This window comes from Mesorhizobium sp. M7A.F.Ce.TU.012.03.2.1, from assembly GCF_004006095.1.
In the GTDB taxonomy this organism is placed as follows: Bacteria; Pseudomonadota; Alphaproteobacteria; order Rhizobiales; family Rhizobiaceae; genus Mesorhizobium.
In genome coordinates, this window is record NZ_CP034779.1 from 1,465,024 (window position 1) to 1,485,497 (window position 20,474).

A 20,474-nucleotide genomic window follows, 5' to 3' on the forward strand; every position below is an offset into this window, starting at 1 on the left:
CGTGCCTTCGCTCTGCGCAACGCCAGTGTCAGGCCTGGACCTTCACCGCGAGCGGCAGATCGCCGATGTCCCTCGCAACCGGCGGGTCGTCGAGAGAGATATCGCGCATTTCGGCGAGGCTGCGCTGATCGAGCACCTCGGCGATCGCCTGCCGGACCTCGAGCATCAGATATCGGACTTGGCATGTCGCCTCGTTGCAATCTTCACAGCGCTGGTACTGGGTGCGGCTGGCGCAGGGGATCGGCGCCAGCGGACCGTCGAGGACGCGCACGACATGGCCGACCTTGATTTCGTCGGCAGCGCGCGCCAGGCGGTAGCCGCCATCCTTGCCCTTGCGGCTCTGGACGAAGCCGGCGTTGCGCAACTCGCCCAGGATGGCGTCGAGAAATTTCTTCGGGATGTTGTTGCCGGTGGCAATGTCGTTGACGAAGGCGAGCTGTCCGGCCGGCAATCGCGCGAGGTGGACAAGCGCCTTGAGGCCGTACTTACCCTTTTTCGTGAGCATGAAATCAAAATTTCTCTGGCATGCGACGGCATGGAACCATCGGTTGCAAAACGCCTGGCGGGCGTTGCCGCCGCGTCCAAGCCCGCATGACACATAAATTCTAGTGACATGATGTACAAGCCGAGAACTGCTGATTTTGCTTTGTTTTCAAGCCGCGCCGGCCACTTTGGCCAGCCTTTGTGCCCACAGGGACACAAAAGCGCACGACTTTGAGGGCGCGATCGTCGCGATATGGTGACTGCTCATCGTCGCCTCCAGTCTCAATGTCGATAAGATTACTATACTTACCCTCGAACACGCGGGATAGGTTTTCTAAATGGGCCGTTGTTTGAGGTATGGATTTGCCTGATATTGGCCTGGGTAAGAACCTATCATTCGTGCGTGAACGGCACAGAGTTGAGTACCGAAGCGTACCTAACTTCGTCATTCACGGGCGGAGCAGGAGCGAAGCTCCGTCGCGCAGACCATAGGATGACGAAGCCGGGAGGCTCGCGGAGCGCCATTCTTGTTCGTATGCGATTTGTCATCGGGGCGATGATGGCGGTTGCAGCCGCCATATGCGCTCGGGTGCTCCGTCACCGACAGCTTTTTTCTAACAAGCCCGTCTCGGTTGGAAGGATTTAACTCTACAAACCTAATAGAATTAGCGGACTATCATGGGGCATTCCGATTTTTCTCTTTTCAGGAGCCCTTCATGTTCACCATTTCGCGACGCATTGTTCTCCTCTCGTCGGCGGCGCTTGCCGGCGCGGCCTTCCTCGGCCCGGCCCATGCCGACGACCTCAAAATCACCATCGGCTATCAAACGGTGGTCGAGCCTTCGAAAGTGCCGCAGGCCGACGGCGCCTATGAAAAGGAGACGAAGGCAGTAATCGACTGGCGCAAATTCGATTCCGGCGCCGATGTCATCGCCGCAGTCGCTTCCGGCTCGGTCGATATCGGCTATGTCGGCTCGAGCCCGCTGGCGGCGGCGGCTAGCCGCGAATTGCCGATCCAGACCATCTTTATAGTCGGCCTGATCGGCGAATCCGAGGCGCTGGTGGCGCGCAACGGCGCCGGCATCGAGAAAGTCGCCGACCTCGCCGGCAAGAAGGTCGCCGTGCCGTTCGTCTCGACGACGCATTACAGCCTGCTCGCCGCGTTGAAGCATGAGGGCGTGGATCCGAAGTCGGTCGTGATCCTCAATCTCAGGCCACCGGAAATCGCCGCCGCTTTCTCGCGTGGCGACATCGACGCGGCTTATGTCTGGGATCCGGCGCTCGGCCAGATCAAGACGACGGGCAAGGTGGTGGTGGATTCCTCGCAGGTCGCCGCCTGGGGCGCGCCAACCTTCGACGCCTGGATCGTGCGCACCGACTTCGCCGAAAAGAACCCGGAAGCGGTGCGCGACTTCGTCAAGGTGACGGGCGCCGCCTATGCCGAGTTCCTGGCCAAGCCCGACGCGTGGTCGGTGTCGTCGCCGCAGGCGGCCGCGATCGCCAAACTCACCGGCGCCAAGCTGGAAGAAGTGCCGCAGCTGCTCAAGGGCTATGTCTTCCCGACGCTGGAAGAGCAGGCCTCCGACAAATTCCTCGGCGGCGGCACGGTCAAGGCGGTGGAAGCGACATCCGCCTTCCTCAAGGAGCAAGGCAAGATCGACGCCGTGCTGCCGGACTATTCGAAATACGTGTCGTCGAAATACGTCACAGAGGCGCTTGCCTCGAACTAGTACTCGCTCAACGCAATTCCGGACGGAAAACCGCTTCACACTTTTCCTGGAATTGCTCTGAACCCGGCCCGCGCGCTTCTTCCCTGACGCCGCGTGCTGACTGCCCCGGAACCGCTGACGAGCGCCGGGGCCGTCGGATTTCAACGAAATTGCGAGGCATCCATGCCGCATCTCGTGCTCGACCCCCATCTCGTACTGGACCCCCATCTCGTACTGGACAAGGTCTCGATCCACTATGACGGCCAGGCGGAGCCTGCCGTCGAGCTTGTGTCGATCGATGTCGCCAAGGGCGATTTCGTCGTGCTGGTCGGCCGGTCCGGCTGCGGCAAGACCTCGCTGCTCAACGTCGCCGCCGGCCTTGTCGCGCCGGCACCCGGGCGCGCCTCCATCAACGGCAAGCCGATCACAGCACCTGGTTCGGACCGGGCGGTGGTGTTCCAGAACGACGCGCTGTTCCCATGGCTGACGGCGCGCGAAAACGTCGCCTTCGCGCTCAGGCTGCGCGGCGTCAGGCCCGCAGAGCGGGCCCAGCGCGCCGATGAGTTGCTGGCGCTGGTGAAGCTCACCGACGCCGGCGACAAGCGCATCTGGGAGCTTTCCGGCGGCATGCGGCAGCGTGTCGGCCTGGCCCGGGCGCTCGCCGCCGAACCGGAATTCCTGCTGCTCGACGAACCGCTCGGCGCGCTCGATGCGCTGACGCGCGAGCGCATGCAGACGACGCTGCTCGATTTGTGGACGGCAAGCGAGGTCGGCGTGCTGATGGTGACGCACGGCATCGAGGAGGCGCTGGTGCTGGCCACCCGCATCGTCGTGCTGGCGCCCGGTCCCGGCCGCGTGGTGCGGACTTTTGAACCCGGCTTCTCCAGGCGCTACGCATCGGGCGAAGCCATCCGCACCATCAAGGCCGATCCGGCTTTTGCGGTGGCGCGTGGCGAATTGACCGACGCGATCTTCGAAGGAGAGGCGGCATGACCGTTACCTCCTACACCGAGCGGGCGGGACACAAGATCGACGAGGCCGATGGCCTGTCGGTGCCGTGGTCGCGGCCCAGCCCGAAACGCAAAGGCGTTTCGGCGCGCGCGGTCAGCGCGGTGACCATCCTGATGGTGCTGGCGCTGTGGGCGCTGTCGGCCCGCCTGCAACTGGTGTCGCCAGTGTTTCTGCCATCGCCTGCCGCCGTGTGGAACAAGTTCATCACCGTCGCCCGTGACGGCTTCGTCGATGCTACGCTGCTGCAGCATGCCGTCGCCAGCCTGGGCCGGGTATTCGCCGCGCTGGTCGCCGCCCTTGCCATTGGCGTGCCGGTTGGTCTCGCCATCGGCATCAGCACCATCGGGCGCGGCATCTTCGATCCGCTGCTGGAATTCCTGCGGCCGATCCCGCCGCTCGCCTACCTGCCGCTGGTCATCATCTGGTTCGGCATCGGCGAGCCGTCGAAGATCCTGGTGATCGCCATTGCCATGCTGGCGCCGGTGGCGCTGTCGACCGCGTCCGGCGTTCGCGGCGTCTCGCAGGAACGCATCAACGCGGCGCGCTCGCTGGGCGCTACCCAGCGCCAAGTGGTCCGCCACGTCATCCTGCCCAGCGCGTTGCCGTCGATCCTGACCGGTCTGCGCATCGCGCTCGGCGCCGGCTGGTCGACGCTGGTGGCGGCCGAACTGGTGGCGGCGACACGCGGGCTTGGCTTCATGATCCAGTCGGCCGCCCAGTTCCTCGTCACCGACGTGGTGGTGATGGGCATATTGGTGATCGCGGCCATCGCCTTCGTGCTCGAATTCACCATCCGCAGGATCGAGCGCGTGCTCGTCCCGTGGGCGGGACGCGAATGATCCGAGCCCAGAGGAGCAGGAGAGAATGACGATGACCCATTCCACCGCCGTGCTGTTCGCCCAAGCCGGTAACTGGCTTCTCGCCTGGACCAGGGAAAGCCAGCCGCCAGAACAGCAACCGAAATCGCCAACGCCGGTCCGCTGGGACGCCGAGCGCGACCGCCTGCCGCCACGCGACGAGAGTTTTTACTGGGCCTGGCAGTATTGGTCGCAGTGAAGGGGGTGGCGCACGATTCATGTCACGAAGACGGCCTAACCCTGGTTTCGTCATCCTAGGGCGAAGCAAGGAGCGAAGCGACGCGCGCAGACCCTAGGATCCATGCCGCGACGGTGATGTTATGCTCCGGCGGTGAAAGAAACCGAGCGCCTACCAGCCGGTTCCACGAAAGAGCTCGAACCACTCTGGATTGGCTTTTTCGATCAATCGATCTTCCATTGACGTGGCCAGCGCTTCAGTGACTTCTCGCGCTGGATGGCATCGGTGATGTCGAAATACTCCTCGTACCAGACAAGGCGTTGCACGCCGTAGCGACTGGTGAAGCGCGAGCCCTCACCGGATTTGTGCTCCGGCATGCGGCGGCCGAGATCGTTGGTGACGCCGATGTAGATCGTACCGCGCTTCTGACTCGCGGTCATGTAGACGTAGCCGGTCATGGTTTCAGGGTAACAAGCCTCGGTGCGCGGACAAGCGCCATTCTGATCCGTAGCGTTCTAAGGCAAACGTCACGGCATGGATCCTAGGGTCTGCGCCGCGTCGCTTCGCTCCTTGCTCCGCCCTAGGATGACGAAGGAAGGGTCGCTGCAGAAAATATTTCCGCCGTTCGCAACGAACTCGCAAAATCATTCCTCTACTAACTTTATAGAACTACCTAGCCTGATCCATCTTCCAACCGGCGAGGCCATTTCCGGCGCCGATCCGCAGCGAAGGAGAGGGATCAATGTTCAATCTAACGAGACGTGTTTTCGGCATCGGCCTGCTGGCGGCGACGGTTGCCGTGTCATCCGGCGCCACAGCGCAGGACCTGAAGCAGCTCAGCATCGGCTATCAGAAGACCGGCCTGCCGGTGATCGCCAGGCAGCAGCAGGTGATCGAAAAGGCCCTTGAAGACAAGGGCGTGACGGTCAAATGGGTCGAGTTCACCGCCGGTCCGCCGCTCGTGGAGGCGCTCAATGTCGGCGCCATCGATGTCGGCTGGACCGGCGACGCACCGCCGATCTTCGGCCAGTCGGCCGGCGCCAACATCATCTATGCGGCAGCGCTGCCGTCGAACGGCGAGGGCGAGGCGATCTTCGTCAAGCCGGCGTCGCCGATCCAGTCCGTCGCCGATCTCAAGGGCAAGCGCGTCGGTGTCGGCAAGGGCACCAGCGCGCATAATCTGCTTGTCGCCGCACTGGAAAAGGCTGGCATTGCCTTCGACCAGATCACGCCGGTCTATCTCAGCCCGGCGGATGCGGCCGCAGCCTTCGCCAGCGACCAGATCGATGCCTGGAGCGTTTGGGATCCGTTCTTCGCCATCGCCGAAACCCGCTACCTGCCGCGTGTGCTGGCCCGCTCCAGCGAGGTGCTCAAGGTCAACACCTATTTCCTCGCCAACAAGGATTTCGCCAAGGCGCACCCCGAAACCATCACAACGACGATATCGGCCCTTGGCGAGGCGGCGAAATGGGCCGACCAGAACCGCGACAAGGTGGCCGCGGCGCTGCATGAGGTGACCGGTGTGCCGCTCGACGCGCAGATCATCGCCGCCAACCGCACCAAGTTCGGCATCTTTCCGATCACCGACGAGATCATCGCCGGCCAGCAGGCCACCGCCGACCGCTTCTACAAGCTCGGGCTGATCCCGAAAGCGGTCCGCATCTCCGACGCGGTGTGGACGGCACCCGGCAACTAACTTGTCCCCTGACGGCGCCGGGTGAGTACGCCCGGCGCCATTTGCGTTTGCACCCATATCTACAGGAGATCCGCCCGTGACTGTGCCAGACATGACCGCGCCTGCCAGCACCGCACCGCTCGATTTCTTCTGGTTCATCCCGACGCATGGCGACGGTTCCTATCTCGGTTCCGAGGAGCAGCAGCGACCGCCCGAATTCGGCTACTTCAAGGAGATCGCGCAAGCGGTCGACCGGCTCGGCTTTCCCGGCGTGCTGCTGCCCACGGGTCAGAACTGCGAAGATTCCTGGATCACCGCGACAGGTCTCGCGACGCTGACCGAAAAGCTGAAGTTTCTCGTTGCGCTGCGGCCGGGCGTCACGCTGCCGACTTTCGCCGCGCGCCAGACCGCCGCCCTCGATCGCTTGAGCAATGGCCGCCTGCTGCTCAATGTCGTGGTCGGCGGCAACCCGACCGAGCTCGCCGGCGACGGCGTCTTCCTGCCGCATGACGAGCGCTATGCCCAGGCGCATGAGTTCCTGACCATCTGGCGCGGCCTGGTGTCCGGCGAGCGGGTCAATTTCGACGGCAAATATTACCGCGTCGAGAATGGCCGCCTCGACCTTCTGCCGCACCAGGAGCGGCCGCCGCTCTATTTCGGTGGGTCGTCGGACGCAGGCCAGGACCTCGCCGCCGACCTCGTCGACATGTATCTGACCTGGGGCGAACCGCCGGCGCAGGTTGCCCAGAAGCTGGCGGCGGCGCGCGCAAAAGCGGCACTGCGCGGCAGAAAACTGCGCTTCGGCATCAGGCTGCATTTCATCGTCCGTGAGACCGAGGACGAAGCCTGGCGCGCCGCCGACCGGCTGATCAGCCATGTCACCGACGCCCAGATCGAAAATGCGCAGGCGCGCTTCCTCAACCAGATGGATTCGGTCGGCCAGCGCCGCATGGCGCAATTGCATGGCGGACGCCGTGACAGGCTGGTCGTCTCGCCCAATCTGTGGGCCGGTGTCGGGCTGGTGCGCGGCGGCGCCGGCACGGCGCTGGTCGGCACGCCGGAACAGATCACCGAGCGCATCCGCGAATACCAGGCGATCGGCATCGATACCATCATCGGCTCGGGCTATCCGCATCTCGAGGAAGCGTACCGCGTCGCCGAGCTTCTGTTCCCGAAACTCGGGCTCGGCACCAGGCGGCAGCGGGCGCATGAGAACATCGCCAACGAATTCTCGGTCGGCTTCCATGGCGCCAACCGCCTGCAGGCTTCGTCATGAGCTTTGCCACGCGCCTGCATGGCAATGCCATCGGCTGGTTGCTCCCGGCGCTGGTTATTGCCGGCTGGGAGATTGCCAGCCGCGCGGGCGTCATGCCCGCCAACGTGCTGCCGGCGCCAAGTGCGGTCGCCGAGGCCTTCTGGCGGCTGACGCTGTCGGGCGAACTGGTCCGCAACATCGGCGTTTCGACCGCGCGCGCCCTTGCCGGCTTCGCCATCGGCGGCTCGATCGGCTTTGCGCTTGGCCTTGCCAACGGGCTGTCGACGCTCAGCCGCGGCCTGACCGACACGACGCTGCAGATGATCCGCAACATCCCGCACCTGGCGCTGATCCCGCTGGTCATCCTGTGGTTCGGCATCGACGAGGAAGCCAAACTGTTCCTGGTGGCGCTCGGCGTGTTCTTTCCGATCTACGTCAACACGCTGCTCGGCATCCAGAGCGTCGACCCGCAACTGGTCGAGATGGGCCGCGTCTACGGCATGGACCGGCGCGCCCTGTTCTTCCGCGTCATCCTGCCCGGTGCGCTGCCGGCGATCTTCGTCGGCCTGCGCTATGCCCTGGGCATCATGTGGCTGACGCTGATCGTCGCCGAAACCATCTCGGCCAGCTCGGGCCTCGGCTACATGGCCATGCAGGCGCGCGAATTCCTGCTGATCGACGTCGTCGTGCTGTCGATCCTGATCTACGCGCTGCTCGGCAAGCTCGCCGACAGCCTCGCCCGCCTGCTCGAGCGGCTGTCGCTCGGCTGGCATCCGGCCTTCCAGAACGGATGAGAGATTGCCCATGACCGCCGCCAGCCTGACCGCACCCCGTTCCTTCGTCGCCACGCCGGTGCGGCCGATCGGCTCCGTCGAAGGGCAGCGGGCCTTTGCCTTCAGGCAAGCCGGCAAGCGCTTCGGCGACAAGACCGTGCTCGACGGCATCGACCTGGACGTGCCGGCCGGACAGTTCCTTGCCGTCATCGGCAAGAGCGGCTGCGGCAAGAGCACGCTTTTGCGGCTTCTGGCCGGGCTCGACCGGCCGACATCGGGATCGCTGACATTCGGCGTCGAAGAGGAAGGACACAGCCGCACGCGCTTCATGTTCCAGGAGCCACGGCTCCTGCCTTGGGCCAGCGTGGTGAAAAACGTCGAGGTCGGGCTGACCGGGATTGCTTCCGGCGCGGAGGCAAGGCAACGCGCGCTCGACATTCTAGGCGAGGTCGGGCTTGCCGACCGTTCCGACGAATGGCCTTCGGTGCTGTCGGGAGGTCAGAAGCAGCGCGTGGCGTTGGCCCGCGCGCTGGTCGGCCACCCGCAGATCCTGGCTCTCGACGAGCCGCTCGGCGCACTCGACGCCCTGACCCGCATCGAGATGCAGCAGCTTCTGGAACGAATCTGGCTCGCGCAGAAGTTCACCGCCGTGCTGGTCACGCATGATGTCGCCGAGGCAGTGGCGCTGGCCGATCGGGTCGTGGTGATCAGCGAAGGCCGGATCGCGCTTGATCTGGATGTCCCGGTCGAACGGCCGCGCCGGCGCGGTTCGGTGGAGTTGGCCCGGCTGGAGGGCAAGATCCTGGATCGGCTGTTCGGGTAGGTTTGTTGGGGGCGGCGCCGCAATTGGCGGAGTGGGGGTCGACCTTTCTTCGAAGCTCACCCTCGAGAACGGTTCGCCCACACCAATCCCCCCAGCCCGACCAGCATGGTGACGACACCGATATACAGCCATTGCGACTGGCCGGTCATGAAGCTGCCGCCGACCACGCCGACGCCTTGCAGCGACCACAGCGCGCCGATGGCAAGGGCAATCAACGCCAGAAGATTTTTGGTCAGCCTCATTGCCGGATCTCGCTTTCGAAGTCGATTGGTTGGAGCATCGGGGCAGCGATAAAAGAGCCGAAGGAAGTGGCCCGACCATGCCGGTCTCTACTTGGATATTAATGTTCGATCTTGTCAAACGGACGTCTGACCGCAGCACAAAGATCATCATTGATTGACCATCGCGTGCCGGAAAATCCCTGACAGACTGTTACCCAGCGACTCCAAACGTGTGCCATTGCCACGGAACCGCCAGATCACTGCCGCATTTCGCGCCTTATTTGGCACCTAACGGCTGGGGTCTGTCAAAAACGGAGCCATCCCCCAAATATGAAGAACCCAAAACAGACCGCGCTTGTCGCGGTAACGATCGCTGCTGGCCTGATGGTCGGCGCTTCTTCGGCGACCGCCGCCCAGTGCGGCCGCGCCTCGTGGTATGCCCTGCACTCCAAGACCGCCTCGGGCGAGCGCATGAACCCGTCGGCGCTGACCGCCGCGCATCGCACCTTGCCTTTCGGCACCAAGCTCAAGGTGACCAACAAGAACAACGGCCGCAGCGTCGTCGTGCGCATCAACGATCGCGGTCCGTTCATCAAGGGGCGCGTGCTCGACCTGTCGAAGGGTGCCGCCGGCCAGCTCGGCTTCATCGGCTCGGGCCACACTTCCGTGTGCATGGCGCGCGTCTAGAGCTGCCTGTGTCCGGCAAGAGGGGCCGGACACATTACCTACACATTTCGCAGCCGCACACTGAGCCGGCTGGCGCCGTTCGGCCCCGATTTCCATGGCCTTGAACCAAAGATGCATTGGTCACGCAGCGTGACGTATTGCATCGCAGCAATTAGTTGTTAACTTCCCCGCGAGACATCTAGGGCTCGGCGCTGCTCGTCGTCCCTTCGGTCGCAGGCAGCAGCGGGGTTCTCGATGTTCTACCAGCTCTATGAAATGAACCACGCCGCCTTGCAGCCCGCGCGCCTCTATGCCGACGCGGTGCGGATGTTCTATTCCAATCCGCTCAATCCGTTTTCCCACACGCAATGGGGCCGTTCGATCGCGGCGACGGCCGAACTGTTCGAGCGCACCACGCGCCGCTACGGCAAGCCGGCCTTCGGCCTGAGCAAGACCGTGGTCGACTGGAAGAGCGTCGAGGTCGCCGAGAAGACCGTCTGGTCGAAGCCGTTCTGCAATCTCGTCCGCTTCGAGCGTGCCGTGCCCGCCGGGCGCAAGCCCGATCCGAAGCTTCTGATCGTGGCGCCGATGTCGGGCCATTATGCGACGCTGCTGCGCGGCACGGTGGAAGCGATGCTGCCCTATGCCGACGTGCACATCACCGACTGGGTCGATGCCCGCATGGTGCCGCTTGCCGACGGCCAATTCGATCTCGACGACTACATTGATTACGTCATCGACATGCTGCACACGCTGGGGCCGGACACGCATGTGATGGCGGTGTGCCAGCCTTCGGTGCCGGTGCTGGCCGCCGTGGCGCTGATGGAAACGAAGGGCGACCCCTTCGTGCCCTCGACCATGACCTTGATGGGCGGCCCGATCGACACCCGCAGCAATCCGACTGCGGTCAATCTGCTGGCGCAGGAAAAGGGCATCGACTGGTTCCGCGACAATGTCGTTATGCATGCGCCCTGGCCGGTGCCGGGCTTCGGCCGCGAGGTCTATCCCGGTTTCCTGCAGCTGTCCGGCTTCATGAGCATGAATCTCGACCGCCACATCATCGCCCACAAGGACTTCTTCATGCATCTGGTGAAGCATGATGGCGACAATGCCGAGAAGCACCGCGATTTCTACGACGAGTACCTTGCTGTCATGGACCTGACGGCGGAGTTTTATCTGCAGACCGTCGATACCGTCTTCGTGCGCCAGGCCTTGCCCAAGGGCGAGATGACGCATCGCGGCACCAGGATCGATCCGTCGGCGATCCGCAACGTCGCGCTGTTCACGGTCGAAGGCGAGAACGACGACATATCGGGCCTTGGCCAGACCAAGGCGGCGCATGATCTGTGCCCCAATATCCCGGCTGAGCGGCATGCCCACTACATGCAGCCGGCGGTTGGCCATTACGGCGTGTTCAACGGTTCGCGCTTCCGTTCCGAAATCGTGCCGCGCATCGTCGACTTCATCACCAGCTATGGCCGCCAGGAGCGTGTCGCGGTGAAACCGAAGCTGGTCCGCGCCGCCAAGAGATAATGCAAGTCGCCCAAATTGCGGATTTTGGACGATGACCTGCATAGAACCAAGCTTAACGGCGACAAACCGTGAGATTGACCGGTAAAAGCCGGCTGGCTGGCCGATTCTGTTGCACAAGTGCCGCTGTCCAGCCCCTCGGGTAACCATGCCGACAATCCGATCGTCGTCGTAATTGACACGGACTGTAAATCCCCCTTAACCTTTCGTTAATAACAAAGGGTGAGCGGGGACAATGATTTCCTCATCGATGGCGCAACGGCTGCGCGTGTATGTGGCGGCCGGGCTGGCAGTGACGGCAGGCTGGGTGGCACCGGCTTTGGCGGGTGGAGCGATGGCGACCGGGGGGCTCACCTCGCAGCCGATCGGCCACTATGATTTCTGCAAGCTGCATCCGGGCGAGTGCTCGATCCGACCGACCAATCTGGCGCCGGCTCCGATGAGCGACGGGCTGATGCGCAAGCTCCTCAATGTCACCGCCAGGGTCAATGCCGCCGTCAAGCCGATGAGCGACATGGACATCTATGGCAAGGACGAGGTCTGGGCCTATCCCGACAAGGGCGTCGGCGATTGCGAGGACTATGTGCTGGAAAAGCGGCGCCAGCTTTCACGCATGAGCATCTCGCTTGCCGATCTGCTGATCACCGTCGTGCGCAAGCCCGACGGCGAGGGCCACGCCGTGCTGACGGTGCGCACCGACGAGGGCGACTATGTGCTCGACAATCTGACCGACAAGGTCAAACCATGGGACGCGACCGGTTACCGCTTCCTCAAGCGGCAGGCGATCGACAACACCGGCCGCTGGGTCTCGATCCGCGGTGGCCAGCAGGTTCTGGTCGGCGCGGTTCAGTAGCTTCTGCGCGAACAGGGCGGCATCGGCGATCCTTGGCCCCCCCTCTGTCCTGCCGGACATCTCCCCCTCAAGGGGGAAGATCGGATGTTACCTTCGCTTTCGCCAATTTCCTGCGTTGAATAATGTTGAAGAGGCGATCCGGCGCGAAGCCGCCATCTCCCCCCTTGCGGGCAGGGCTATCGCATATGGGTTCTTGCGAAGAAGGACCCCACCCTAACCCTCCCCACAAGGGGGAGGGAACGCTGCCGCGCACTCCAATCCAATCCTTTTGGCGTCTGAAACATTGGCAGTTTGCCGTTGTCAGCGCCGACCGGAGTCTCCCTCCCCCTTGTGGGGAGGGGTTAGGGGTGGGGGTCCGTGCCAAGCAGACATCTCAGGAGTTCCATATCCGATAGCCCTGCCCACGAGGGGGAGATGCCCGGCAGGGCAGAGGGGGGCGCTGTCCCGCCAGCGTCTCGCTCGTGGCCCGGCGCCGCGCGCATCCTCTAATAATCTCGCATTTCTCCGTGAACCATTTCGCTCCGGCCTGCGACACACAGCCGTAACCGAAACCAACCATGGAGACTTCAGATGACTGCTTTTCTGCGAAACACCCTTCTTGCCGCTCTCGCGGTGTCGAGCATGGCCGGATCCGCCATGGCCGAGCAGACCACCAGCTGTTCCAAAACCAACCTCAACGACCTCTGGGCCGGCCGCTGTTGCGGTGATGCCGGGGCGTCGGGCTGCCTGGGGGGTGGAAACAATGGCCATGGCGGCAATGGCGATCACGGCCGGGGCGGAAATGGCGGCACGGCCGGCAAGAAATGATCTCACCACTGTGCCCGCTGGCGGTCCGCCGGCGGGCAGTTTCCTGCTGAGGCAGGCGAACCTGCATCACGCTCGGATCGTCGGCTACGGCCGCTGGTTCAACGCCGCGCGGATCGATGCAGTGATGCGGCGAAGCTCGGCCTCGTCGAGTTTCTCGATGTTTTCGGCCAGCAGATTGGCAAGCTCGGTGGCAGCGGGGGAAAGACCCGACGTGTCGAGTTTTACACGCGGGTGCGAGGCCTCGGCCAGCCGCGCCAGTTCCTCGGCATCGTCCCAGATGATGTTGAAATAGCCGATGATCTTCTGGATCAGCGTCCAGGTCGGGGCACCGCGCCTGCCATGTTCGAGCGCCGACAGGTAGGCGGCGCTGACGCCGATCGCCGCCGCCATGTCCTTCTGGCGGACACCGCGTTCGCCTCGTAGCGTGCGCAGCTTCTCTCCGAACGGGGTCATGTCCCCGCCCTCATGATAGAACTCCTCACAGGCGCGCCCGCCGCAGGCGGATATAGAGCGCACCCGAACCGCCATGGTTGCGGGCGGCATGGTCGTGGCTGGAGACGAGCGGCCGGAAGGCGGGCGTCGACAGCCAGGCCGGTACCGCGCGACGCAACACGCCATCGCCGCCGGAGGACGAGCCCTTGCCGGTGATGACCAGGACATAGCGGACGCCGCCGGCATGCGCCCGGTGCAGGAACGAAAACAGCAGCGAATAAGCCTCGTCCTGGGTCATGCCGTGCAGGTCGACACGGCCCTCGATCGGCAGCCGGCCTTTCGACAATTTGTCCAGCGTCGGCTCGTCGAGGCGGTGCGTGACTTGCTGAGCCTTCGGCTTTGCGGTCCCTGCGGCGTTGGCAGAGGCCAGCGCCGGCTGCGGCTGATTTGGCCTGGCCTCGGCGGCAATGTCGGGGACGTCGACGGCAAATTTGCCCTTCAGCGGCTTGGCCGTGCGCGCCACCAGGTTCCACAGAACCCGGTCGTCCTCGCTGAGCTTGTCCGGGCGCCGGGTCATCGGACCGCACCCGCAACGAGCGCGCGCGGCACCAGCGCATAAAAATCCGCGGCATTGCGGACCACGCCGGCGATCTCGCCCGCGGCATCGCCCGAACCGGCGAACAGGTCGCCCCGCGCCGGTCCGGTGATGGCCGAGCCGGTGTCCTGCGCGATCATCAGGCGGCGGAACGGTTTTGCGTCGAAGGCAGTGAGCGTCGGCGCGTCGATGTAAAAGGGCGTGCCGAATGTATGCAGCAGGCGGTCGACGGCGATCGAGCGGCCCGGCGTCAGCGGCACCTTGGCGGCGGCGATCGGGCCAAGGGCCGCGTCCTCGACATCGGCCTCGCGAAAGAAGATGTAGGAGCGGTTCTGACGCAGGATCTCGTCGACGCGGTCCGGATGCGCCTTGAACCAGGCGCGGATCGACTGCATCGTCACCTCCGCCAGCGGGATCTCGCCAATCTCGCTCAGGATCTTGCCGGGCCCGGTGAAGCGCTGGCCGGATTTGGCAGCATAGGTGACGCGGACAAGCCGGCCGTCGGTCATGGCGAGGCGTGCGGCACCTTGCACGTGAATGAAGAAGGCATCGACCTTGTCGGCCAGCCAGGCGATTTCCAGGCCCTTGCCGTCGAGCGCGCCGCGCTCGATCTCGCCACGGTCGGGATACTCGACCGGCCCGTTCGGCGTCTGGCGCGCGAAAGCGAGGTAGGGATCCAGGCCGGGCGGCCGGTTTCCGTCGTCGATATCGACGAGATCGGCCGGGCGCGACAGCAACGGCACCGAAAATCGGTCCGTGCGCACCGGTGAGGCCTCGACTTGCGGTTCATAGAAACCGGTGACGAGCCCGGCGCCGGCATTTTCGGCAGGGATAAGCGCCGGGGCAAAATGACGCTCGAAGAAGGCGCGGGCTTCCCCGCGGGTCGGCGACCGATTCGCCGGCGAAACGGTCCGCGCCTCCGCGTAGGCATCGGCAAAAGCGTGGAAGTCGACGCCGAGCGCACCGCTGCGATAGGGTTTGGTCAGGACATGGAAGGCCGAGCGGCGAAAGGCAGCGAAGGCCGCCAGATGGTCGTCATCGTCCCAGCCGGGCAGGTCGCCGAAGGCTTTCTCGACAAAAAGAGGCGATAGCGACACCGGAGCCTCGCCGCGTGTTTCGAACTAGTCTTCTTCCTCGGTGGCGACGAGCTTCCAGTTCGGATCGCGCGAGCGCGTGTCGCGCGCGAAGGTCCAGACATCCTTGACCTCGGCGACGGTTTCCGGGTCGCCGTCGATGACCGCGCCTGCCTTGTCGCGGGTCGCGGAAATCAGCTCGCTGATGATGCGCAGCGTGACATGCGCCTCGCCGCCCTTCATCTCGGCCGAGACGATGTCGGCCTTGTCGATGCCGACGAAGGAGGACTGGATCTTTTCCGCCTTGGCCTCGCGATCGCCGATGGCGGCGACAAAACCGTCATAGACCTCGCGCGACAACAGGTTCTTCAGCGTTTTTCGATCGCCGTCGGCATAGGCCATGACGATCATCTCGTAAGCCATCTTGGCGCCGTCGACGAAACCCTTCGGCTCGAAGGACAGATCATTGTCCTTGATGCTGCGCAGGCCCTTGTTGAGGTCGGTATCGGGCTTGGCGAAAGCGTCGATCGCGGCATAGGTGTCTGGAGCCGGCTCGCCTGGCGCGCGCTTGCGCGGCAGCGAGACGACGTTTTCGGATTTCTGGGCGGCATCCTTGTCGCCGGTGCGAGCCGCCGAATAGGGATCGAAGGGCGGCCGTTCGCTGCCGGTGCGGCGGCCCAGCACATTGCGCAGCTGGAAAAAGATGACCACCGCCGCAATCAGGAAGAAAATCGTGCCGAAGTCGAAGAATCCCATATCTTCCGCCAATCAATCCCTGCCCTGTGGCCGGACCGTCAGGCCCAATGGCCACGGTCGCATAGCGTTCAACATTCAAAGCATATAGAACGCAAGGCGCAATCATTCAAATCAAAGGCAGGCATACCTATCTAACAGCCTCAGTGCCAGCGGCGATTGCTCGCTGGCGGCCAAAACAATCGAAACGATCATAACAATCGAAAAAGGTTGGCAAGACTTGCGCATTTCGCTGCTTCCCTTCTTTCTCCTCGCGCTTCCGCTGCTGGAAATCGCCGGTTTCGTCATCGTCGGCCGCGAGGTCGGCGCGCTGGCGACGGTCGGCCTCGTGCTGGCCTCAAGCATCGCCGGCGTGCTTTTGCTCCGATACCAGGGCTTTGGTGTGATGGCCCGCATCCGCACCGAGATGGCCGCCGGCCAGAACCCCAGCCGCCACCTTGCGCACGGCGCCATGATCGTGGTTGCGGCGATCCTCCTGATCATCCCCGGCTTCATATCAGACATCATCGGCCTGCTGCTGTTCCTGCCGCCATTGCGCGATTTTGCCTGGAGCCGGTTCAAGGGCCGCATTGTCGTCGCCACCGATTTCTCGACCGGCGGTTTTCGTGGCCGGCGCGACAGGGTCATCGACCTCGAAGACGGCGACTATTCGCGCGAGGACGATCTGAAGCGCGGACCGGATCACAACTCGCCGTGGCGCCGCCTGAAGGACGATTAGGGCGCCGTCCCATCTCCATCCCGCAGCCCGGAAGCAAGGCGGCAAACCTTGTCTTGTCATCCCCGCCATGGTAGCGAACGCCCGATTTCAATTCGGTCAGCGACGCTGCCCAGGCAAGAGGACAAGGCTAATGGCCAGCAAAGATGACGCGCCGGTCGGCGCAGCCAACGGAAACGGCAATGCGGCGCAGCCGTCGCTCAACGTTCTGGCGCAATATGTGAAGGACCTGTCCTTCGAAAGCCCCGGCGCGCCCAATTCGCTGCGCGGCCGCGACAAGGCGCCGGGCATCGCCATCAACGTCAACGTCAACGCCAACCCGCTCTCCGACAAGCAATTCGACGTCAATCTGACGCTGAACGCCAAGGCGTCCTTCGACCAGGAAGTGCTGTTCAATGTCGAGCTGGTCTATGGCGGTGTGTTCGCCATTGCAGGTTTTCCGCAGGAGCACATGCTGCCGATCCTGTTCATCGAATGCCCGCGCCTTTTGTTCCCGTTCGCCCGCCAGATCATCGCCGAGGCAACCCGCAATGGCGGCTTCCCGCCGCTGATGCTCGACCCCATCGACTTCGCCCAGATGTTCCAGCAGAAGCTGGCCGAGGACGAGGCGTCAAAGGTCAAGGTGAGCTGAGCTGAGCTCGGCTGCCACGAATTGTTGAAAACCCGGCCTCGCGCCGGGTTTTTTGTTTTGGAAACGCTGGCAGGACAGAGGGAGGTGTGAAGGATCGCTGCGGAACGACATTGTTCCGTCTTGCTCAGCCAACCGCAACCTTCAGCCACAGCGCCTTTTCGCCAAGCGTCCCGACCATGCCGGCGTGCAGGGCGCGTTCGGCTTCGGTGACACGCGGCGGCAGGGGTGCCGGGCGCTGGCTGATGATGATTTCGATCTGGCGGACATTCTCGCCTTGCGCCGGCGCGGTGGCGCTGTCGAGGATGAGGGCCGCCTGCTTGCCGCCGATCAGCTCGATATAGACCTCGGCCAGCAATTCGGAATCGAGCAGGGCGCCGTGCTTGGTGCGCTTGGTGTTGTCGATGCCGTAGCGCCGGCAGAGCGCATCGAGCGAATTGGGGCCCATCGGGTGCTTGCGGCGCGCCAGCGCCAGCGTGTCGACGACAAAACCATTGTCTATGACCGGGTGACCAAGCCGGCCGAATTCGACGTTGAGGAAGCCGACATCGAAAGTGGCGTTGTGGGCGACCAGCTTGGCGCCGTCGGTGAAGTCCAGCCACTCCTGCACAATCTCGGCAAAGGTTGGCTTGCCCGCGAGATCCGCCGCGCTGATGCCGTGCACGGCCTGTGCCTCGGCGTGGATCGCGCGGCCTTGCGGGTTGATGTAGTGGTGGAAGGTCCTGCCGGTCGGAAAGCGGTTGACCAGCTCGACGCCGCCAAGCTCGATGACGCGGTCGTCGCGCGAATCGAGGCCGGTGGTTTCCGTGTCGAAGATGATCTCACGCATCGAATCAGTCGCTCCGCTCCAAGGGAGCAGATTCATACAACGGAACAAAATGGCAATGAGAAACGGCGTTGCCTAGGACAATCGCCACAGGTTTGCGCTGCCCCTCATCGCCCTGCCGGGCACTTCTCCCCGTATAGTGACGGGGAGAAGGTGCCGGTGTCCGAACCGGATAGATAGGTAACAGAATGGACTGATTAGATGGGTGACAGTTTTCTTGTCCGCCGGGAGGACCGGCGATGGTTTGGCGAGAGGCGATGGTTTGGCGAGAAACCCAACCGCTTGGCGCTGCCGCGAACCCATCATAAGGGGGAAAACTGTTACCTATCTATCCGGTTCAAACTGTTACCCATCTATCGGCTGGACACCGGCAGGCAGATGAGGGGCGGCGCCGACATCAGCCAGTGTCAGCGGCCTGGTTTGCCGACTCCTATCAGCTGCCTGATGATCGCATTGACCGCCGCGCGCGCGGCGTCCAGCCCCTGGCCGGTGTCGACGATGAAATCGGCCTGACGCCGCTTTTCCGCATCCGGCACCTGCTTGGCCAGGATCGACGCCAGCTTTTCCTCCGTCATGCCAGGCCGCGCCAGCACGCGGGCGCGCTGGGTCTCGGCCGGCGCAGTGACGACAACGACTTTGTCGACGCGGTTGCGGCCGCCGGTTTCGAACAGCAGGGGGAAATCGAGGACGGCGATCGGCGCGCCTGATCCACGATGCCTGGCCAGAAAGGCATCGGCGTCGGCGCGCACCAGCGGATGGATGATCGCCTCGAGCCGCTTCAGCGCGGCGGCGTCACCGAGCACACGCGCGCCAAGCTTTGCCCGGTCGACCACCCCGGCAGATGTGGTGCCGGGAAAGGCGGCCTCGACCAACGGGGCTGCCTTGCCGGCATAGAGGCGATGCACCGTCTCGTCGGAATCATGGACCGGCACGCCGGCGTCAGCGAACATCCTGGCCGTAGTCGACTTGCCCATGCCGATGGAGCCGGTGAGGCCGAGCACGATCATGGCTTCGGCACCAGATCGGCGACGATTAGCGCCCGGAGTTCGGCCGTCACCCGCGGCCTGACGCCGAACCAGCGCTCGAAGCCGGGCACGGCCTGATGCAGCAGCATGCCAAGGCCGTCGACCGCCTTCAGATTTCGCCCACGGGCGGCCGCGAGCAGCGGCGTCTCCAGCGGCACATAGACGATGTCAGTGACGATGGCATGGTCGGGCAGCCGGGCAGGATCGGCCGACAGGCCTTCATTGCCATGCATGCCGAGCGCGGTGGTGTTGACCAGCAGGCCGGCATCGCTGAGCAGTTCATCGGTCGCCGCCATGCCATGCGCCGACACGCCGGCGCCGAAACGATCGCGCAGTTCTATAGCCCGGGCCAGAGTGCGGTTGACGATGCGGATGTCGGCAACGCCGCGCTCCTTCAGCGCATGGATGACGGCGCGCGACGCGCCGCCGGCGCCGAGCACCACCGCCGAACCCTTGCTTGCCCAGCCCGGTGCATGATCGTCGAGGTTGGCGGCAAAGCCGTGACCGTCGGTGTTGCCGGCCCACAGGACGCCGTCCTCGAACCACAGCGTGTTGACGGCGCCGATTTCCTGCGCCGCCTGGTCGCGGCGTTCGGCCAATGCGAAGGCCGCTTCCTTGTGCGGGATGGTGATGTTGCCGCCGCGGTAATTGTTTGCCTGCAACGTGTTCACGAACTCGGCAAAATCCTGCGGCGCGACATCGATGGCCTGGTAGCTTCCGTCGATGCCATGTTTGGCCAGCCAGTGGCCATGGATCTTCGGCGAGCGCGAATGCTTGACCGGATGGCCCGACACGAAGGCCTTCTTTGACGCCTCAGCCATCGATCGCTCCCAGCGTGCGCAGTTCGGCGAGCAGCGGCAGAAGCGGCAAGCCGACAATGGTGAAATGATCGCCTTCGATTTTCTCGAACAATTGAATGCCTTCGCCTTCGATCTGATAAGCGCCGACGCTCCCCAGCGCCTTGGCGCCGACGCGGGCGAGATGGCGGCCGATGAAGGCCGGGTCGAGCTTGCGCATGGTCATCGAGGCGATGCCGACATGGCGCCACAAAACCTCGCCGTCGCGGACCAGCACCGCGGCGCTGTTGAGCTGATGGGTCCTGCCCGACAGCGCCAGCAGATGACGGCGTGCGCCTTCCCTATCGGCCGGCTTGTGGAACACCTCGTCGCCGAGCGACAGCGTCTGGTCGCAGCCCAGCACCAGGGCACCCGGCCTGCGCTCGCTGACTTCGGTTGCCTTGGCCTCGGCCAGCACCAGGGCGACGTCCTCGGGTGAGACACCGCTGTCCTGCAAAGGCGCCTCGAGCGCACGCTCGTCGACATCGGCCGGCACCGCCTCGACGTCGACGCCGGCATTGACCAGCATCGCCTTTCGGAACGGACTGCCGGAAGCGAGGATGAGTTTTTCGGTCATTTTGCACTCGGGCGCAGACACAGGCGCGGTTGGAGTATGATCAGCTCTAGTCCTGTAAGGTTGGCGCTGCCCCTCATTGTCCTGCCGGACATTTCTCCCCGTATAGAGACGGGGAGAAAGGGGCAGCTTCAGCGCTGGCGCTGTTTCCAGCCACAGTCGCGATTGGCGAAACC

Annotated in this window: 24 protein-coding genes and 1 pseudogene; 14 read left to right on the top strand and 11 right to left on the bottom strand. The window is 64.0% G+C overall.

The window, feature by feature from the left end; genetic code table 11:
- Positions 1-28 precede the first annotated feature (28 nt).
- Positions 29-505 carry an Rrf2 family transcriptional regulator gene (locus tag EJ079_RS07115; protein ID WP_127398778.1) on the bottom strand — a complete coding sequence of 159 codons (477 nt, stop codon included), beginning with the start codon at positions 503-505 and terminating at the stop codon, positions 29-31.
- Between the two features lie 694 nt (positions 506-1,199).
- Between EJ079_RS07115 and tauA the strand changes: the two genes are divergently transcribed.
- The 4 genes from tauA (at position 1,200) to EJ079_RS07135 (ending at position 4,259) form a co-directional block, all read left to right on the top strand.
- Positions 1,200-2,213 (top strand): taurine ABC transporter substrate-binding protein, encoded by a 1,014-nt coding sequence (gene tauA / locus EJ079_RS07120; protein ID WP_127808553.1) that lies wholly within the window; start codon positions 1,200-1,202, stop codon positions 2,211-2,213.
- A 162-nt stretch (positions 2,214-2,375) separates the two neighbouring features.
- On the top strand, positions 2,376-3,185 hold the full coding sequence (locus EJ079_RS07125) for a taurine ABC transporter ATP-binding protein (RefSeq protein WP_127399179.1): 810 nt from the start codon (positions 2,376-2,378) through the stop codon (positions 3,183-3,185).
- Complete coding sequence (locus EJ079_RS07130; protein ID WP_127808555.1) at positions 3,182-4,042, top strand: ABC transporter permease subunit; 861 nt, start codon at positions 3,182-3,184, stop codon at positions 4,040-4,042. Before EJ079_RS07125 ends, EJ079_RS07130 begins: the two co-directional genes overlap by 4 nt.
- Before the next feature lie 31 nt (positions 4,043-4,073).
- Complete coding sequence (locus EJ079_RS07135) at positions 4,074-4,259, top strand: hypothetical protein (protein ID WP_127269227.1); 186 nt, start codon at positions 4,074-4,076, stop codon at positions 4,257-4,259.
- 150 nt (positions 4,260-4,409) lie between these two features.
- Here the strand turns inward: EJ079_RS07135 and EJ079_RS07140 are convergent.
- Positions 4,410-4,696, bottom strand: a pseudogene (locus EJ079_RS07140) (GIY-YIG nuclease family protein).
- Positions 4,697-4,980: 284 nt separating this feature from the next.
- Here EJ079_RS07140 and EJ079_RS07145 point away from each other — a divergent pair.
- From EJ079_RS07145 to EJ079_RS07160, 4 genes are all read left to right on the top strand, one after another.
- On the top strand, positions 4,981-5,934 hold the full coding sequence (locus EJ079_RS07145) for a sulfonate ABC transporter substrate-binding protein (RefSeq protein WP_127808557.1): 954 nt from the start codon (positions 4,981-4,983) through the stop codon (positions 5,932-5,934).
- 91 nt (positions 5,935-6,025) lie between these two features.
- Positions 6,026-7,189: an FMNH2-dependent alkanesulfonate monooxygenase gene (gene ssuD, locus EJ079_RS07150; RefSeq protein WP_164873927.1), complete on the top strand. Its 1,164-nt coding sequence runs from the start codon at positions 6,026-6,028 to the stop codon at positions 7,187-7,189.
- On the top strand, positions 7,186-7,962 hold the full coding sequence (locus EJ079_RS07155) for an ABC transporter permease subunit (protein ID WP_127808559.1): 777 nt from the start codon (positions 7,186-7,188) through the stop codon (positions 7,960-7,962). The genes ssuD and EJ079_RS07155 overlap by 4 nt, the downstream gene beginning before the upstream one ends.
- A 10-nt stretch (positions 7,963-7,972) precedes the next feature.
- Positions 7,973-8,764 carry an ATP-binding cassette domain-containing protein gene (locus EJ079_RS07160; RefSeq protein WP_127808561.1) on the top strand — a complete coding sequence of 264 codons (792 nt, stop codon included), beginning with the start codon at positions 7,973-7,975 and terminating at the stop codon, positions 8,762-8,764.
- A 56-nt stretch (positions 8,765-8,820) separates the two neighbouring features.
- Here EJ079_RS07160 and EJ079_RS33190 read toward each other — a convergent pair whose 3' ends face one another.
- A complete protein-coding gene (locus EJ079_RS33190) occupies positions 8,821-9,006 on the bottom strand; it encodes a hypothetical protein (RefSeq protein ID WP_164781829.1) in 186 nt (61 codons plus the stop codon).
- Positions 9,007-9,315: 309 nt separating this feature from the next.
- Here EJ079_RS33190 and EJ079_RS07170 point away from each other — a divergent pair, with 309 nt between their 5' ends.
- The 4 genes from EJ079_RS07170 (at position 9,316) to EJ079_RS07200 (ending at position 12,841) form a co-directional block, all read left to right on the top strand.
- Positions 9,316-9,672, top strand: a complete 357-nt coding sequence (locus EJ079_RS07170) for a septal ring lytic transglycosylase RlpA family protein (protein WP_127397591.1) — start codon at positions 9,316-9,318, stop codon at positions 9,670-9,672.
- Positions 9,673-9,906: 234 nt separating this feature from the next.
- Complete coding sequence (locus EJ079_RS07175) at positions 9,907-11,184, top strand: polyhydroxyalkanoate depolymerase (RefSeq protein WP_127321403.1); 1,278 nt, start codon at positions 9,907-9,909, stop codon at positions 11,182-11,184.
- A gap of 232 nt (positions 11,185-11,416) precedes the next feature.
- Positions 11,417-12,034: a transglutaminase-like cysteine peptidase gene (locus EJ079_RS07185; RefSeq protein WP_027040328.1), complete on the top strand. Its 618-nt coding sequence runs from the start codon at positions 11,417-11,419 to the stop codon at positions 12,032-12,034.
- 570 nt (positions 12,035-12,604) lie between these two features.
- Positions 12,605-12,841 carry a hypothetical protein gene (locus EJ079_RS07200; RefSeq protein WP_127268047.1) on the top strand — a complete coding sequence of 79 codons (237 nt, stop codon included), beginning with the start codon at positions 12,605-12,607 and terminating at the stop codon, positions 12,839-12,841.
- Between the two features lie 84 nt (positions 12,842-12,925).
- Here the strand turns inward: EJ079_RS07200 and EJ079_RS07205 are convergent, their stop codons facing one another.
- The 4 genes from EJ079_RS07205 to EJ079_RS07220 are packed head-to-tail and all read right to left on the bottom strand — an operon-like array spanning position 12,926 to position 15,697.
- A complete protein-coding gene (locus EJ079_RS07205) occupies positions 12,926-13,294 on the bottom strand; it encodes a helix-turn-helix transcriptional regulator (protein WP_027040326.1) in 369 nt (122 codons plus the stop codon).
- A 25-nt stretch (positions 13,295-13,319) separates the two neighbouring features.
- Positions 13,320-13,850 (bottom strand): Smr/MutS family protein, encoded by a 531-nt coding sequence (locus tag EJ079_RS07210; protein ID WP_127399003.1) that lies wholly within the window; start codon positions 13,848-13,850, stop codon positions 13,320-13,322.
- Positions 13,847-14,965: a murein transglycosylase A gene (locus EJ079_RS07215; protein WP_127808567.1), complete on the bottom strand. Its 1,119-nt coding sequence runs from the start codon at positions 14,963-14,965 to the stop codon at positions 13,847-13,849. The genes EJ079_RS07210 and EJ079_RS07215 overlap by 4 nt, the downstream gene beginning before the upstream one ends.
- Before the next feature lie 24 nt (positions 14,966-14,989).
- Positions 14,990-15,697, bottom strand: a complete 708-nt coding sequence (locus EJ079_RS07220; protein WP_127808569.1) for a Tim44/TimA family putative adaptor protein — start codon at positions 15,695-15,697, stop codon at positions 14,990-14,992.
- A gap of 217 nt (positions 15,698-15,914) precedes the next feature.
- Between EJ079_RS07220 and EJ079_RS07225 the strand changes: the two genes are divergently transcribed.
- A complete protein-coding gene (locus EJ079_RS07225) occupies positions 15,915-16,412 on the top strand; it encodes an FxsA family protein (RefSeq protein ID WP_127271639.1) in 498 nt (165 codons plus the stop codon).
- Between the two features lie 130 nt (positions 16,413-16,542).
- The gene (gene secB / locus EJ079_RS07230; protein ID WP_023813420.1) at positions 16,543-17,040 is read left to right on the top strand and encodes a protein-export chaperone SecB; all 498 of its coding nucleotides are present in this window, start codon (positions 16,543-16,545) and stop codon (positions 17,038-17,040) included.
- A gap of 124 nt (positions 17,041-17,164) precedes the next feature.
- Here the strand turns inward: secB and dnaQ are convergent, their stop codons facing one another.
- The 4 genes from dnaQ to EJ079_RS07255 form a co-directional block, all read right to left on the bottom strand.
- Positions 17,165-17,866, bottom strand: a complete 702-nt coding sequence (gene dnaQ, locus EJ079_RS07235) for a DNA polymerase III subunit epsilon (RefSeq protein WP_127808571.1) — start codon at positions 17,864-17,866, stop codon at positions 17,165-17,167.
- Positions 17,867-18,270: 404 nt separating this feature from the next.
- Entirely contained in the window at positions 18,271-18,870 is a 600-nt protein-coding gene (coaE, locus tag EJ079_RS07245; protein WP_127808575.1) for a dephospho-CoA kinase, read from the bottom strand.
- Complete coding sequence (locus EJ079_RS07250) at positions 18,867-19,709, bottom strand: shikimate dehydrogenase (RefSeq protein WP_127808577.1); 843 nt, start codon at positions 19,707-19,709, stop codon at positions 18,867-18,869. Before EJ079_RS07250 ends, coaE begins: the two co-directional genes overlap by 4 nt.
- Positions 19,702-20,301: a Maf-like protein gene (locus EJ079_RS07255; RefSeq protein ID WP_127808579.1), complete on the bottom strand. Its 600-nt coding sequence runs from the start codon at positions 20,299-20,301 to the stop codon at positions 19,702-19,704. Before EJ079_RS07255 ends, EJ079_RS07250 begins: the two co-directional genes overlap by 8 nt.
- Between the last annotated feature and the right edge of the window lie 173 nt (positions 20,302-20,474).